This is a genomic window from Haliovirga abyssi (assembly GCF_030295325.1).
GTDB classification, from domain to species: Bacteria; Fusobacteriota; Fusobacteriia; order Fusobacteriales; family Haliovirgaceae; genus Haliovirga; species Haliovirga abyssi.
Window position 1 is genome coordinate 1,671,977 of the sequence record NZ_AP027059.1, and the last position, 16,486, is coordinate 1,688,462.

The window sequence follows — 16,486 nt, forward strand, 5'->3', positions numbered from 1 at the left end:
ATTCTATCTATTTTAATATATATTAAAAATGCAAAATCATATCCATTTTCACATCATATTCATCTGCATCAATTTTATCTACGATTTGGAAATCATATGCCACTCCTACTTTAATCCCTTTATAATTTTTTAAAAATTTGTCATAATACCCTTTTCCAAAACCAATTCTATTATAAGATTTATCAAATCCAACACCTGGAACAATTATTAAATCTATTTTTTGTTTCTCTATAACATCTCCAATAGGCTCAAGAATATTATATTTTCCAACTTTCATTTTAGATAATTTTTTTACTAAAATAGGTTGTATTTCATCATTATTATCTATTATTGGCAATACCAACTTTTTTCCATTTTTTATTATTGCTTCATTAAACCATTTTGTATCAACTTCATTTTTTATACTCATATATGACATTATAATTTTGCTATTTTTATATTCTTTAGTTTTAATAAAATTTTCAAATAACTCTTTACTATATTTTGTTACATATTCAAATTTTAAATTTCTTCTGTTTTTTAATAACTCTTTTCTTAATATATTTTTCATCTTTAACTCCTCTTCGCACTCATAATCTCATTTAGAAACGTTTAAAAAATAAGTTTCTTATATTTTAATCCATTCCTTATTAACAAAGAACAGCGATAGAATTATCTATCGCTGTTCAAGTTAATTATTTTGTATAATCTATTTCTGCAAGTCTTCTATAACTATTATATCTCCATTTTGCATCTTCAAGAGATTGTGCAAATAACACATCTACTTTTTCTGGGAATGTTTTCATTAACGATGTAAATCTAACTTCTCCATTTAAGTATTCTAAATATTTATCCCAATTTGGTTCTTTAGAATCTAATTGGAAAGGATTTTTTCCTGCTGCTTCTAATTCAGGATTAAATCTATATAAATGCCAGTATCCTGATTCTACTGCAAGTTTTTCTTCTAATTGAGATTTACCCATACCTTTTCTTATTCCATGATTAATACATGGAGCATAAGCTATTACAATACTTGGCCCTGGATAAGCCTCAGCTTCTCTTATAGCTTTTAAATATTGAGCTTGATTAGCACCCATTGCTACTTGAGCTACATATACATAACCATAAGACATAGCTATTTTACCTAAATCTTTCTTTCTTATTGGTTTACCAGATGCTGCAAATTTTGCAACTTGTCCAGTAACTGATGCTTTAGATGCTTGTCCACCTGTATTTGAATAAACTTCTGTATCAACTACTAATACATTTACATCCATTCCAGAAGCTAGAGCATGATCAACTCCACCAAATCCAATATCATAAGCCCATCCATCTCCACCAAAAATCCATACAGATTTTTTAACAAAATGTTGTTTAGCTTCTAATAATGTTTTAGCTAATTCAGTTCCATCTTTTTCTAAAACTTCAGTTAATTTTGCTGAAGCTTCTTTTGAAGCATCTGCATCATGCATACCATCAATCCATGCTTTAAATGCTTCTTGCATTTCTGCTGATACTGTATCCATATTTGATGTCATTGTTTCTGCAATCATATCTCTTTGTTTTTCTACACCCATTGCCATACCTATTCCATATTCAGCATTATCTTCAAACAATGAATTTGCCCATGCTGGACCTTGTCCTTCAGCATTTTTGCAATATGGAGTAGATGGAGCAGAACCACCATAAATTGAAGAACATCCAGTAGCATTTGCTACCATCATTCTATCTCCAAATAATTGAGTTATTAATTTTATGTATGGAGTTTCTCCACAACCTGCACATGCACCAGAAAATTCAAATAATGGTTGTGCAAATTGACTTGCTTTTACACTACTTTTCTTATCCATAATTTTATCTTTATAAGTTACATTATTAGCTAAGTAATCCCAATTTTTAGCTTCATCTCTTTGTGTATCTAATGGTTTCATTACAAGTGCTTTGTTTGGAGCTGGACATACATTCGCACAACTTCCACATCCTGTACAATCCATTACACTAACTTGTATTTTATATTGTAATCCATCAAATCCTTTTCCAAGAGGTTTTTTAGTTTCTAGTCCTTCTGGTGCATTAGCCATCTCTTTTTCATCTAATAAGAATGGTCTAATTACTGCATGAGGACATACATAAGCACATTGGTTACATTGAATACAATTATCTACATTCCATTCAGGTACACTTACTGCAATTCCTCTTTTTTCAAATGCACATGATCCATTTGGCATAGTTCCATCAGCTGCATCAGCAAATAAGCTTACAGGTAAATCATCCCCTTCAAGTTTATTAATTGGTTTAGCTATTTTTTCTACAAAGTTTGCTAAAGTAGGATCAGATATATTTGAAGCTACTACCTCTTTTTTATCTACAACTAAATCTTTCCATTCAGGTTTAACTTCAACTTTTACAAGTTCTTCTCCACCTTTTTCTACTGCTGCATAGTTCATTTTAACTATATCTTCACCTTTTTTACCATAAGATTTAACTATTGCTGATTTTAAATATTCTACTGCATCAGCAAAAGGTACAACTTCAGCTAATTTGAAGAATGCTGATTGCATTATTGTATTTGTTCTATGTCCTAATCCAATCTCTTCTGCTATTTTTGTAGCATTTATAATATAAAAATTAACTTCTTTTTCTGCTAATTCTTTCTTTAAGTTATTTGGTAATCTTTTTAATGTTTCTTCAGCATCCCAAATACTATTTAATAAGAATGTTCCACCTTTTTTAATTCCTTTTAATAGATCATATTGACCTAAATATGCAGGAACACTACATGATACAAAATCAGGATGATTAACTAAATATATAGAAGTAATTGGTTTTTTACCAAATCTCAAATGAGAAACTGTACTTCCACCTGATTTTTTAGAATCATATGAAAAATACCCTTGAGCATACATATCTGTATTATCCCCAATTATTTTAATTGAGTTTTTATTAGCTCCAACTGTACCATCTGATCCAAGTCCAAAGAATTTACATTCTACTGTTCCTTCAGGTACTGTATCAATTTCATCTCCTAATGGTAATGATGTGAATGTAACATCATCTACTATACCTATAGTAAATTGATTTTTTGGTTCACTTCTATCTAAATTTTTATATACTTCAACTATTTGAGATGGAGTTGTATCTTTTGAAGATAATCCATATCTTCCACCAACTATTGTAGGTTTTACTTCTTCATCATAAAATAATGCTCTTACATCAAGATATAAAGCTTCTCCTAATGCTCCTGGTTCTTTACTTCTGTCTAAAACTGCAATTGATTTTACTGTACTAGGCAATACTTCCATGAAATATTTTTTTGAAAAAGGTCTATACAAATGAACAGATATAACTCCTACTTTTTCACCTTTAGCCATTAAATAATCAACTGTTTCTTTTATTGTTTCTGTTACAGAACCCATTGCTATTATTACTCTTTCAGCATCTGCTGCTCCATAATAATTGTATGGTTTGTATTCTCTACCAGTTAATTTTGATATTTCTTTCATATATTCTGCAACAATATCAGGAACTGCATCATAATATTTATTAGAAGCTTCTCTAGCTTGGAAATAAATATCAGGATTTTGTGCTGTACCTCTTGTTACTGGATGCTCTGGATTTAATGCTCTTGCTTTAAATTCTTTTATTGCATCATAATCTACTAATTTAGCTAAATCATCATAATCCCACGCTTCAACTTTTTGTATTTCATGAGATGTTCTAAATCCATCAAAGAAATGTAAGAAAGGAACTCTTCCTTTTATTGCAGCTAAATGTGCTACTGCTCCAAGATCCATAACTTCTTGAACTCCTCCTGATGCTAACATTGCAAATCCTGTTTGTCTTGTTGCATATACATCAGAATGTTCTCCAAATATTGATAAAGCATGTGTAGCTATATTTCTTGCTGATACATGGAATACTCCAGGTAATAATTCTCCAGCAATTTTATACATATTCGGTACCATTAATAATAATCCTTGTGAAGCTGTATAAGTTGTAGTTAATGCTCCTGCTTGAAGTGCTCCATGGACTGCTCCAGATGCCCCTGCCTCAGATTGCATTTCTACTAATTTTACAGTTGTTCCAAAAATATTTTTTCTACCATGTGCTCCCCATTCGTCTGTATACTCAGCCATTGGTGATGATGGTGTTATTGGATATATACCTGCTGTTTCTGTAAATGCATACGAAACATGAGCTGCAGCCATATTACCATCCATAGTTTTCATTTGCTTAGCCATTAATTTCTACCTCCTTAAGATTTTGTTTTTCTTTGTTTGTTCTATATGTTAAATATTGTGTTTCTTAACTATTTCATATGTATCTTTTGCTATCATATATTCTTCATCTGTTGGCATAACTAATACTTTTACTTTTGAATCAGTTGTAGAGATTATTTTTTCTTCTCCCATTACTTTGTTAGCTTCTTCATCTAATTGTACACCAAGCCAACCTAATTTTTCAACTATTTTTTTTCTTACTGGTACAGAATTTTCTCCAATCCCTGCTGTAAATACTACTGCATCTACTCCATTTAATGCTGCTGTATAAGCACCAATATATTTTAATACTCTATATGTATATACATTTAAAGCATTGTTAGCTTTTTCGTCTCCTTCTGCTGCTGCTTTTAATATATCTCTCATATCACTAGATATTCCAGATAATCCAACAAGACCACTTTCTTTATTTAAAACTTTGTCCATCTCTTTAGCTGTTAAATCTTCATTATTCATAAGAAACGGCAATATTGCAGGATCTAAATCTCCACAACGAGTTCCCATAACTAATCCTTCTAATGGCGTAAATCCCATAGAAGTATCTACAACTTTACCACCATCTATTGCTGTAATACTTGCACCATTTCCAATGTGACAAGTTATAACTTTTAAATCTTCAGGTTTTTTACCTAAAAATTCTGCTGTTTTGTAAAAAACATATTTATGAGATGTTCCATGGAAACCATATCTTCTTACTCCATATTTTTCATAATATTTATATGGAATTGCATATAAATATGATGTAGCATCCATTGTTTGATGGAATGCTGTATCAAATACTGCAACTTGTGGAGTATTTGGCATAATTTCACTACAAGCTGAAATTCCCATTTTATTTGCTGGGTTATGTAATGGTGCTAAAACTTCACATTTTTCTATTGCTTTATAAACTTCATCTGTTACAAGAGCTGATTCAGAAAACTCTTCTGCTCCATGAACTACCCTATGTCCCACAGCATTAATCTCATCCATAGATGATATTACTCCTGCTTCTTTATCTACAAGTAAATTTAAAACTATCTTCAATGCTTCCTTATGATTATTTAAATCTTGTGTTAGCTCTTTTTTAGCTTTTCCTGTAGGTTTATGTGTAATTACACTTTTATCTAATCCAATTCTTTCTACTAAACCTTTAGCTAAAACATCTTCTGTTTTCATATTAAAAAGTTGATATTTTAACGAAGAACTTCCACTGTTTAACACTAATACATTCATAAATTTATCCTCCTTATTTAGCTTCAACAGCTGTTATTGCTGCAACATTTACAATATCTTCCACACTACATCCTCTTGACAGATCATTTACTGGTTTTGCTAACCCTTGTAAAAGTGGTCCATAAGCTCCTGCATTTGCTAATCTTTGTGTTAATTTATAAGCAATATTTCCTGCTCCAAGATCTGGGAATACTAATACATTGGCATTTCCCGCTACATTACTTCCTGGTGCTTTTTTAGCTCCTATTGCTGGGACTATAGCTGCATCAGCTTGTAGTTCACCATCAAATTCGAAATCTACATCTCTATTTTTTAATATATTAACTGCTTCTATCACTTTATCTGCATCTGGATGTTTTGCACTTCCTTTTGTAGAAAAAGATAACATTGCAACTTTTGGTTCCATATTAGCTAGTTTTCTGCTTAACCATGCTGCTGATGTAGCAATATCTGCTAGCTGTTCAGAAGTTGGATCTGGAACAACTCCACAATCTGTATAAAATAAAATTCCATTATCTCCATAAGTAGGTTCTGGCATAACCATCATAAATGAACTTGAAATTGTTTTTATCCCCTTTGCGGCACCAATTACATGTATGCTTGCTCTTATTACACTTGCAGTAGGTGAATTTGAACCTGCTACCATTCCATCTGCATCCCCCATTCTTATCATCATTGCACCAAAATATCTAGGTTCAGTTGTAAGAATTTCTAATGCTTGTTCTTTTGTCATCCCTTTTTTTTCTCTTAATTTTACAAGTTCATTCACATAAACGTCCATTTTTTCACATTTATTTGAATCAACTATTGTAGCCTCTTCTAAATTTATTCCTAATTTTGTAGCATCAGACTTTACAATATCTTCTTTTCCTATAAGTATCACTTTTGCAATACCTTGTTTTAAAATTATTTCTGCTGCTTTCAATACTCTCTCATCTTCTGTTTCAGGCAAGACAATTCTTTTTGAAAGTGATTTTGCTTCTTTTAATATTTTTTCTATTATTCCCATAAATAACCTCCTCACAAAATTATAGCCGACATTAATGCCGGCTATTTTGTTAAGTATATTTTAACACATTTTATATTTTTTTTACAAGTAATTTTTTTTAATTTGTTATATTTTTATCGATTTTAAAAACATCCTAAAAATAAATTATCTTTTTTATAATAAAAAACTCAACGTATTAGGCAATTTTTCATTATAAAATTTATTTCTAAAATACTACTTATTGATTCCTATAACTAACTGCTTCTAAAATATGCTCTTTTTGTATTTGTTCACTCTCATTTAAATCTGCTATTGTTCTTGCAGTTTTTAATATTTTATCAAATCCTCTTCCTGATAATCCAATTCTTCTTGAAGCTAATTTTATAAGTTCTTCACTTTTTTCATCTAATTTACAATATTTTTTTATATCTCTACTTGTCATATTTGAATTAGTTTTTTTACTTTTAAATCTACGTCTTTGTATATCTCTTGCTTTTTCCACTCTTAATTTTATTTTTTCCGAAGATTCCCCCTCTTTATAATTTAGTAATTCCTCTTCTGATAATCTTCTTATTTCAACATATAAATCCATTCTATCTATAATTGGGCCTGATAATTTTTGTTGGTATTTTTTTACTTCTGAAGGTGTACAGGTGCATTGTTTTGGAGAGTCGCTTGTTTCATATAAAAATCCACATTTGCACGGATTTGCTGCTGCGATTGTTATGAAATTTGCGGGCAAAGTTACATTAAATGCCGCTCTTGATATGCTGACTATTCTATCTTCTAATGGTTGTCTTAAAACTTCTAACACTTTTCTTGGAAATTCTGTTAATTCATCTAAAAATAGAACTCCATTATGTGCAAGAGATATTTCACCAGGTCTCGGAACTCTTCCACCTCCAATTAATGCAACATCAGAAGCAGTATGATGAGGCGACCTAAAAGGTCTTTTTCTTATAATTGGATTTTTTTCAGTTAATAATCCTGCTATGCTATATATTTTTGTTGCTTCTATAATATCTTCATCTGTCATTTCAGGTAAAATTCCAGGTACTCTTTTGGCAATCATACTTTTTCCAGAACCAGGGCTTCCTATCATTAATAAATTATGTCCTCCTGCTGCTGATATTTCTACTGCTCGTTTTGCTTTTTCCTGCCCTTTTACATCTTTAAAATCATATTCAATTACATTGTTTTCAATATGATTTTCTATCTTTATATTATCTAAATTTATCTCAATATCATCATTTAAAAAATCAATAGCTTCATTTAAATTTTTTACTGGAACTATTTTTATTCCTTTAATCATTTTAGCTTCTTCATAATTTCCAAATGGTAAAATTACACCTTCTAATCCATTCTCTTTTGCTGTTATTACACTATTTATTATCCCTTTCACTCTTCTTATTTCTCCACTAAGCGATAATTCTCCTACAATTAAATATCTATCTAATTTATCAAATTTTATCTGTTCTAAAGATGCTAAAATCCCTATAGATATTGGCAAATCAAAATAACTACCCTCTTTTTTCATATCTGCCGGAGATAAATTTACTATAATTTTTTTAGGGGTTAAACTAATGTCAGAATTTTTTATAGCTGCTCTAACTCTTTCTTTACTCTCTGAAATTGCAGCATCTCCAAGTCCAACTATTGTAAAGCTAGGAAGTCCTCTTGCTACATCAACTTCTACTCCAACTATAAATCCTTTTACCCCTATAAAGCTACTGCTTATTATCTTTGATAACATAATATATTTAGCCTCCTCAGCCTTTTTATTTGTTAATTTTTAAAATTATTATATTTTCATATTTTCCAATTTTTCAATATCTAAAATTATTATTTTTTTATCTTGTATATCTAATATACCTTCTCTTTTTAATTTACCTATCATTCTTGTAACTGTCTCTCTTGTTACACCTAGCATATTTGCCAAATCTTTATGAGTCAAATTTATATTTAATTTTATAGTTCCTTTATGTACTACTCCATATTTTTCGCTTAATTCCTTTAAAGTTTCATTGAATCTAGCATATACATCTTTAAAAGTTAAAACTTCTACTTTTTTATTTAATATTCTTACTCTATCTGATAACGTTCTTATAATATGCATTGTTACTGAAAAATTCTTTTTCAAAAAATCTAAAAATTCAGTTTTATAAATTGCATATAGTTCTATTTCTTCCATTGCTTCTACTGTAGCAGATCTCATTTCACTATCTAAAAGAGCCATTTCTCCAAGAAAATCTCCTTCTGATAATATTGATAATATTTTTTCTCTACCGTCTTCGGATAATTTTAATATTTTAACTTTTCCACTTTTAATAATATACATAGAGTCACCTTTATCACCTTCAAAAAATAAAATTTCACCTTTTTTTAAGGTTTTTGTATATACAATTTTAGATAATCCAAGTAAATCCTCTTCTGACAAATCTTCTAATATTACCATATCTCTCAAAAATTCTAAATCCACTTTAAATTCCCCCACCAATATGTCTTCTTTTATCTAAATTCAAAAAATCAGGCTTTATAACTCAACCACAAAAGGTAATTCCCTAAATATCTGTGAGTTAAACATTTTATAAAATATTTTTCAAAATCGAAATAAGTTTATCTATATCATCTTTATCTATATTATAATTAATTGAAATTCTTAATCTAGCTGTCCCGCTTGGAACTGTTGGTTTTCTTATAGCTGAAACAAATAAATTTTCTTCAAATAATTTCTGTGAAATCTCTAATGCTTTTTTTTCTTCTCCTATAATTATTGGAATTATTTGAGAACTACTATTTTGAGTATCCAATCCCAATTTTAATAATTCTTTCCTTAAATAGTCTGAATTTCTCAAAATTTTCTCTCTTCTTTTAGCCTCTTTTTTAATTATTTCCAAAGATTTTAATGCAGCTCCTATTGCAGAAGGTGCTATTGCAGTAGTAAATATAAAGCTACGACATCTATTCACCAAATATTCTATAATATCTTTTTTCCCAGTAATATATGCTCCTTGAGTTCCAAATGATTTCCCTAATGTTCCCATTGTTATATCTACTTTTCCCAAAACATTTTGTTCTTCCGCTAATCCAATCCCATTTTTACCAAATATTCCTGTACCGTGTGCTTCATCTATCATAAATAAAAAATCATATTTTTCTTTTAATTTTGCAATATCTTGTAAATTTGCTTTATCTCCATCCATACTAAATATAGAATCTGTTATTACTAATGCCTTTTTATAGTTTTTCCTGTTTTTTATCAATTTATCTTCTAAATCATTTATATCATTATGCTTATATCTAATTAATTTAGATTTACTCAAAAAAATACCATCTATTATACTTGCGTGATTTAATTTATCTGAAAATATCACATCATTTTTATCCATTATAGTAGATATAGAGCCTAAATTTGCATCATATCCACTATTAAATAAAAGTGTAGCTTCTGTATTTTTAAAATTCGATATTTCATTTTCTAATCTATTATACAGTTCATTTGTTCCTGTTACAAGTCTTGATGCTCCGCTTCCAACACCATATTTTTTTATAGCTTCTATTGCGGCATCTTTTACTCTCTCATCATCTTTTAATCCTAAATAATTATTAGATGAAAAATCAATATATTTTTTGCCATTTATATAAATATATTTCCCATTACTATTACTTATCTTTTTTATCTCACGAAACAGATTCAAATCTTTTATTTTCCTTAACTCTTCTTTGAAAAAATCCATTTTAACTCCACATTTTTTTTAAATTTTTAATAAAATTTTCATCTTCTTCTACGCTTCTGCCTTTTAATGTTAAATATCCGCCTACTAAAAGACCATTTGCCCCACTCATAAATGCAAGTCCCATAAAATCTTTTAATATTGTTTCTCTTCCTGCAGCTATTTTTATTGTTTTATCTTTTAATATTATTCTGAAAATTGCTACTGTCTTTAATATTTCATCTACTGATAAAATCTCTCTATCTCCCATTGGAGTCCCTTTTATTGGATTCAAAATATTTAATGGAATAGAATCAACCTCTAATTCTTTTAAAGTAAATGCCATATTTACTCTATCTTCATAACTTTCTCCCATTCCTATTATTCCACCACTACAAACTTTTAATCCAGCTTTTTTAGCTGCTTTTATTGACTTTATTCTGTCCTCTACTGAATGTGTAGTTGCCACAATTTCTCCATATTTATCTATTGAAGTTTGAATATTATTATGATATCTTGTAAGTCCTGCTTCTTTTAATTCTACAAACTCTTCATAATCTAATAACCCTATTGATGCACAAGGCTTTGTTTTATCTCTATTTTTTAATAAAAATTCTTTTATTTTTTCAAATTCTTTACTACCTTTTTTTATAGATTTTCCACTTGTAACTATTCCAAAATTTTCAGAATTTAGTTCATTTGCTCTTTTATATTCCACTTCTAATGTTTCTTCATCTTTAAATTCATAAGTTTTTAAATTGGTATTATAACGAGCTGATTGAGCACAAAATTTACAATCTTCGCTACATTTCCCTGATTTAGCATTTGTAATTGTACAATGATGAATTTCATTCCCACAATATTTTTCTCTTATTTTATTAGAAACTGTAAATAGTTCCATTAATTTTGAACCTTTTAAACTAAATAATTTTACTGCTTCTTCTTTTGTTATTTCATTATTAATATATTTATTCATTTTCACACTCCAAACTTTATCTTTTTACTTTATTATGCAATATTTTATAAAAAAACTCAAGTAATTTTTTTAATTGGCATATAATGTATACCATAACAATATGATGCGGTACATTCAAACTAAAAAACTACTCATATGGTTTTCAATTATTGTAATTCAAAAACAAAATTTATGTTATAAAAGAATTTGAATTTAAATCAGGATTGAAATTTTATTATTATTTCTAAACTGTAATTTTATTAAAAATTTCATCATTTAACAAAAATTCTTTCAGCTTATCTCTATTTTCAATTTCAGATAATATAGTATAAAAATTTTCTTTAATATTAATAGATTCATCAATTGCTTTTCCTCCGCCAACTGCCACAATAGCTTGTGTTCCAGTTGGAATTTTTGAAACTAATTCAAAAATATCATCTATATTATTATTTTCTATTATTTTTTCATAAGTAACATTTATTTCCGAAGAGTCAAAAGAGATTGAAATTTTATCATATGTAAATTCTTTAATCCCCTCTCCAAAAAATAGTGCTACTTTATAAAATCCTTCCTTTCTTAAATACTTTCCTATTTTATATAATGCATTTGGTTTTATTCTTAATATTCTTGGTATTGATATTCTCATTTTTACACCTCTTATTTTTTATTTTTCTAATATTTCTAATTCCTTGTTTATCTTTTCTAAATTAACTTCACTTATGTTATTAAAAATATAGTTTGGTCTGTATGGAAATTTATTTAACATCTCTTTTGTGCTAACTCCTGATAACACAAGACAAGTTTTCATTCCAGCTTCTAATCCTCCTATTATATCAGTATCCATTCTATCTCCTATCATTAATGTTTCTTCTGAATGCACCCCTAATTTCCTTTTAGCTAAAGTCATCATTATAGCATTTGGTTTCCCTACTACAAATGGAGATTTCCCCGTAGCTCTTTCAATTGGGGCAAGTAATGCTCCACAAGCTGGTTCTATTCCATTTTCTATTGGGTCTATTACATCTGGATTAGTGGCTATAAATTTAGCTCCTTTATTTATTAACTCTACTGCTTTTTTTATCATTTCAAAATTATAACTTTTAGTTTTTCCTACTACTACATAATCAGGATTATTTTCTGAAATAGAGAATCCAACTTTATATAATTCATTAATTAATCCTCCACCACCAATTACATAAGCTGTTCCGCCAGGTTTTTGTTCTGATAAAAACATAGCTGTTGCCATTGCAGAAGTTATAAAATTCTTTTCTGTTAATCCTTTTATTCCTAATAGCTCTAATTTTCTAATCAAATCAATAGCAGTTTGTTCTGAATTATTAGTTAAAAATAAAAATTTTATATTATTTTTCAATAAATTTTCTACGCACTCTTTTGCACCTGGAATTAAATTTTTCCCTCTGTATATTACTCCATCCATATCTGATATTATATTTTTTATAGCCATAAATATCTCCTCCGAATTTTTTTAGTTGTTTTAATTTAATTATACATTGTTTTTTAATATTAAGCAATAATCGATTTTTTGTATAAAAAATTTTAGAAATTTCAATTGAATATTAAGCCTGCATTGCTTAATCCAAGTTTCACATTTACCACTAAAAAACTTTTGATATAACTAAATATTTAAATAAAAAAATAAGCTACGCTTCATAATGTAAAGTATAAATGTTTTTCAAAATTTTTGGTTTCTGAAAAATTTCGCTTTGAAAAATTGCATATTTCAAAAAAACGGCGTAGCTTATTTTCTGAATAAATTTATAATTTCCTATTAAATAAAAAAGGCTGCCCATATGATAATGCAGTTGTAGAAGTAACATTTAAAATTGTAAAAACAGAACTTACATTTAATAGAGTATTAAACTATAAAACACCAGCAGAATATAAAGAAAATATGTCCAAGAAAAAATTGTGTTGACAATCCAAACATAAGAAGCAATACGATTATTGACTAAATTTCCAATATGGATGGATTAAAATTCATTGTATATAAATACTCCTGCTTGCCCATTTTCATTTACATTCCAATATGGCTAGATTAAAATTCTGCAAAATGCTTTAACTCCAACTCATTAGTAGTATTTACATTCCAATATGGCTAGATTAAAATATGTCAGTAGATGAAACTTTTGTAAGTCCAGTTCCTTTATTTACATTCCAATATGGCTAGATTAAAATGTCTATAGTTGCAATTGTTGTATTTGTTTCTGTTATTATTTACATTCCAATATGGCTAGATTAAAATTTGATTTATTTGTAAAATTAGGTTTAATGCAGAAGAATTTACATTCCAATATGGCTAGATTAAAATCAAGCTTATTATGTATATTATCTATTTCAGATATAACATTTACATTCCAATATGGCTAGATTAAAATTGCACTAAAATAATACTTGACTTACCCAATGTAACTAATTTACATTCCAATATGGCTAGATTAAAATAAAACTTTAATCATTTAAAACACCCCCAAAAAATTTTATTTACATTCCAATATGGCTAGATTAAAATAGAATTATCATCATCTACATCTGCTATACTAACATAATTTACATTCCAATATGGCTAGATTAAAATAAAAAGGTATTTAAAAATAAAAAAGAATTTGATAATATTTACATTCCAATATGGCTAGATTAAAATAGCAACTCTTATATTAGAAGATAAAATTGTTAATTTATTTACATTCCAATATGGCTAGATTAAAATTTTTGTAGTTATTATATATAAAGCAATTGATTTATATTTACATTCCAATATGGCTAGATTAAAATTTTGTCTCTAAATTAATTGTGAAATCATCTAATGTAATTTACATTCCAATATGGCTAGATTAAAATAGCTTTAATAATTCCATTTTCTTTTGATTCAATAAAATTTACATTCCAATATGGCTAGATTAAAATGATGTATTAGTAAATGATATAGATTGGTCTGTGAGAGATTTACATTCCAATATGGCTAGATTAAAATGCTTGTTTTGTGCTCCCCATTCCTGTAGTATGTGCATATTTACATTCCAATATGGCTAGATTAAAATATAAGTCCGAGAACTTGCCTCTAATTGATTTTTGATATTTACATTCCAATATGGCTAGATTAAAATTAAAATTTTAGTCATCAACTCATAATCCGCATAAAGATTTACATTCCAATATGGCTAGATTAAAATTTAAATGACAGTGAAAATAACTAACTGGAAAGACCAGATTTACATTCCAATATGGCTAGATTAAAATATTAATAAAAGAAACTAAAAAAAAAAATGAAAATATTTACATTCCAATATGGCTAGATTAAAATCCAGCTTTCATCTTTCCATCTGTATAATGTTGTCAAATTTACATTCCAATATGGCTAGATTAAAATTGTGTATGAGTATTTTTTTTATATTATGTTAAAAGATTTACATTCCAATATGGCTAGATTAAAATGGCGACGTCATTAATGTTGGCTCAAATGCATTCATTATTTACATTCCAATATGGCTAGATTAAAATTCCTCAAGGAAAAAAAGCCACAGCTGAATATTAACATTTACATTCCAATATGGCTAGATTAAAATTGTAAATGGAAATTATACCCCACAAAATTGTAGAATTTACATTCCAATATGGCTAGATTAAAATTTATTCCTTCCATTTTTATCACTCCTTTTGTTTGATTATTTACATTCCAATATGGCTAGATTAAAATTCAGCAAGAACCACTACAATAGATGAGGTATTTTTAATTTACATTCCAATATGGCTAGATTAAAATCCCAACAACTCTTTTCATATAGCTTTTTACTCCCGCATTTACATTCCAATATGGCTAGATTAAAATTTAACACCATTAATATATTCTGTTAAAGATTGCTCAATTTACATTCCAATATGGCTAGATTAAAATTTTTTTATATTTTATAAAAAGAGTAAAAACTCATAGATTTACATTCCAATATGGCTAGATTAAAATTTAAAGATGTGTATGATAAATATATTATATCTGAGTTATTTACATTCCAATATGGCTAGATTAAAATAGTTGCCAAACTTTTTTTCTCACTTTTTTTCATTGATGTTCCATTTACATTCCAATATGGCTAGATTAAAATTCTTAGAGGAGAACCATTTAAAAAACAAATCCAAAATTTACATTCCAATATGGCTAGATTAAAATTTAGAATTAACAGGCGAGGAAAAAGAGTATGAAAAATTTACATTCCAATATGGCTAGATTAAAATACGTGCTCTTATTTTACCACTCAACCCCTTTAAAATCAAGCATAAAATTCTTATTTCTGTCGACCTCAACACTTTCACACCTTTTTACAACAAAAAATTTATTTATTTTCCAATGTACCAACAAAATCAATGTCTTGCAAAACTGTCGATGCCCAAGTTTTTTTCCTCTACTACAGGTCGACAGTTTTTTTATTTAAAATTCAATTCTTAATAATATTATAGCATATGCCAATTTAATATTCAATGCTGTCAACATTAAATTAAGTGATTTTTATTTTATCTTCTTAATTTATGGCATTCCACAAAATTATAATATTATCATCTCTCTTAAACTAACAAATAATTTATTTTATTTTATATTTTTCTTTCATTATATTCCATTTTTCAATTAAAATAGGGTTTAATTCATTATAAATTTTACTATCTAAAAATAATTTATAATTTGAAATACTACATTCATATTCTATCCATAAATTTAAAATTTGAGGTTCATATTTCCCTATTTCTTCTATTTTTAATTCATTAAATAACATTATAATTCTATTAAAAATATCTTCTGTATTTTTATTATAATTCCAAACATTAATTGTTTTCATTATAAATATCTTCGACAAAAACAGCTGCAAGATTGGTAAAGCTATCTGTGAATTTGCGAACCCTAAAACAGAAAATCCTATTATTATAATTCCAGGAATTATAGAATTATATAAAACTTTCTGCTTCATTTTTTCAGATATTTCTTTAGAAAAAAAAGTATTTTCAAATAAATTAACTATGGTTTTATAAAGTCCTTCTTCTATTTCTTCATTATCATAATATCCTTCTGAATTTTCATAGTGAAGTTTACTTCCAAAAGAGTTATCTATAAAGTCTCTCCTTCTTATTATTTCTCCTTTTTCTCTATAAAAATCAATTAAATACTTTAAAACTCCTAAAACAATTATAAACAAAATACTTAATATATTAACCAATATATCTAGTTTAAGAAATATAAAAATTATCGATAAAAAAATTATTAATATAAATATTTTATTATACCATCTATCTAAATATAAAGATTTCATAAAAAAATTTGTTTGTGGCGATGATTTTGCCATTTTTTTACCTC

Annotated in this window: 11 protein-coding genes and 1 CRISPR repeat array; all 11 genes read right to left on the bottom strand. The window is 27.7% G+C overall.

The features are described 5' to 3' along the window. Nucleotides 1-22: 22 nt before the first annotated feature. On the bottom strand, nt 23-550 hold the full coding sequence (locus RDY08_RS07420) for a 5-formyltetrahydrofolate cyclo-ligase (RefSeq protein ID WP_307903736.1): 528 nt from the start codon (nt 548-550) through the stop codon (nt 23-25). 124 nt (nt 551-674) lie between these two features. After that, on the bottom strand, nt 675-4,220 hold the full coding sequence (gene nifJ / locus RDY08_RS07425) for a pyruvate:ferredoxin (flavodoxin) oxidoreductase (protein WP_307903737.1): 3,546 nt from the start codon (nt 4,218-4,220) through the stop codon (nt 675-677). 48 nt (nt 4,221-4,268) lie between these two features. Then, the gene (locus RDY08_RS07430) at nt 4,269-5,474 is read right to left on the bottom strand and encodes an acetate/propionate family kinase (protein ID WP_307903738.1); all 1,206 of its coding nucleotides are present in this window, start codon (nt 5,472-5,474) and stop codon (nt 4,269-4,271) included. 13 nt (nt 5,475-5,487) lie between these two features. Continuing rightward, nucleotides 5,488-6,483: a phosphate acetyltransferase gene (gene pta, locus RDY08_RS07435; protein ID WP_307903739.1), complete on the bottom strand. Its 996-nt coding sequence runs from the start codon at nt 6,481-6,483 to the stop codon at nt 5,488-5,490. A gap of 217 nt (nt 6,484-6,700) precedes the next feature. After that, nucleotides 6,701-8,215, bottom strand: a complete 1,515-nt coding sequence (locus RDY08_RS07440) for a YifB family Mg chelatase-like AAA ATPase (RefSeq protein ID WP_307903740.1) — start codon at nt 8,213-8,215, stop codon at nt 6,701-6,703. Between the two features lie 48 nt (nt 8,216-8,263). Continuing rightward, entirely contained in the window at nt 8,264-8,941 is a 678-nt protein-coding gene (locus RDY08_RS07445) for a Crp/Fnr family transcriptional regulator (protein WP_307903741.1), read from the bottom strand. A gap of 106 nt (nt 8,942-9,047) precedes the next feature. Next, complete coding sequence (gene bioF, locus RDY08_RS07450) at nt 9,048-10,199, bottom strand: 8-amino-7-oxononanoate synthase (protein WP_307903742.1); 1,152 nt, start codon at nt 10,197-10,199, stop codon at nt 9,048-9,050. A gap of 1 nt (nt 10,200) precedes the next feature. Further along, nucleotides 10,201-11,151 (bottom strand): biotin synthase BioB, encoded by a 951-nt coding sequence (bioB, locus tag RDY08_RS07455; protein ID WP_307903743.1) that lies wholly within the window; start codon nt 11,149-11,151, stop codon nt 10,201-10,203. 223 nt (nt 11,152-11,374) lie between these two features. Beyond that, entirely contained in the window at nt 11,375-11,776 is a 402-nt protein-coding gene (locus tag RDY08_RS07460; RefSeq protein ID WP_307903744.1) for an iron-containing alcohol dehydrogenase, read from the bottom strand. 18 nt (nt 11,777-11,794) lie between these two features. Further along, the gene (locus tag RDY08_RS07465; protein WP_307903745.1) at nt 11,795-12,595 is read right to left on the bottom strand and encodes an HAD-IIA family hydrolase; all 801 of its coding nucleotides are present in this window, start codon (nt 12,593-12,595) and stop codon (nt 11,795-11,797) included. A 503-nt stretch (nt 12,596-13,098) separates the two neighbouring features. Further along, nucleotides 13,099-15,378: direct repeats of the CRISPR family, unit length 30 nt; unit sequence ATTTACATTCCAATATGGCTAGATTAAAAT. Nucleotides 15,379-15,722: 344 nt separating this feature from the next. Continuing rightward, complete coding sequence (locus RDY08_RS07470; protein WP_307903746.1) at nt 15,723-16,475, bottom strand: hypothetical protein; 753 nt, start codon at nt 16,473-16,475, stop codon at nt 15,723-15,725. Nucleotides 16,476-16,486: the final 11 nt, after the last annotated feature.

Coding starts and splice junctions, on each gene's coding strand:
- RDY08_RS07420 (WP_307903736.1), bottom strand. CDS start 550: ATGAAAAATATATTAAGAAAAGAGTTATTAAAAAACAGAAGAAATTTA.
- nifJ (WP_307903737.1), bottom strand. CDS start 4,220: ATGGCTAAGCAAATGAAAACTATGGATGGTAATATGGCTGCAGCTCAT.
- RDY08_RS07430 (WP_307903738.1), bottom strand. CDS start 5,474: ATGAATGTATTAGTGTTAAACAGTGGAAGTTCTTCGTTAAAATATCAA.
- pta (WP_307903739.1), bottom strand. CDS start 6,483: ATGGGAATAATAGAAAAAATATTAAAAGAAGCAAAATCACTTTCAAAA.
- RDY08_RS07440 (WP_307903740.1), bottom strand. CDS start 8,215: ATGTTATCAAAGATAATAAGCAGTAGCTTTATAGGGGTAAAAGGATTT.
- bioF (WP_307903742.1), bottom strand. CDS start 10,199: ATGGATTTTTTCAAAGAAGAGTTAAGGAAAATAAAAGATTTGAATCTG.
- bioB (WP_307903743.1), bottom strand. CDS start 11,151: ATGAATAAATATATTAATAATGAAATAACAAAAGAAGAAGCAGTAAAA.
- RDY08_RS07460 (WP_307903744.1), bottom strand. CDS start 11,776: ATGAGAATATCAATACCAAGAATATTAAGAATAAAACCAAATGCATTA.
- RDY08_RS07465 (WP_307903745.1), bottom strand. CDS start 12,595: ATGGCTATAAAAAATATAATATCAGATATGGATGGAGTAATATACAGA.
- RDY08_RS07470 (WP_307903746.1), bottom strand. CDS start 16,475: ATGGCAAAATCATCGCCACAAACAAATTTTTTTATGAAATCTTTATAT.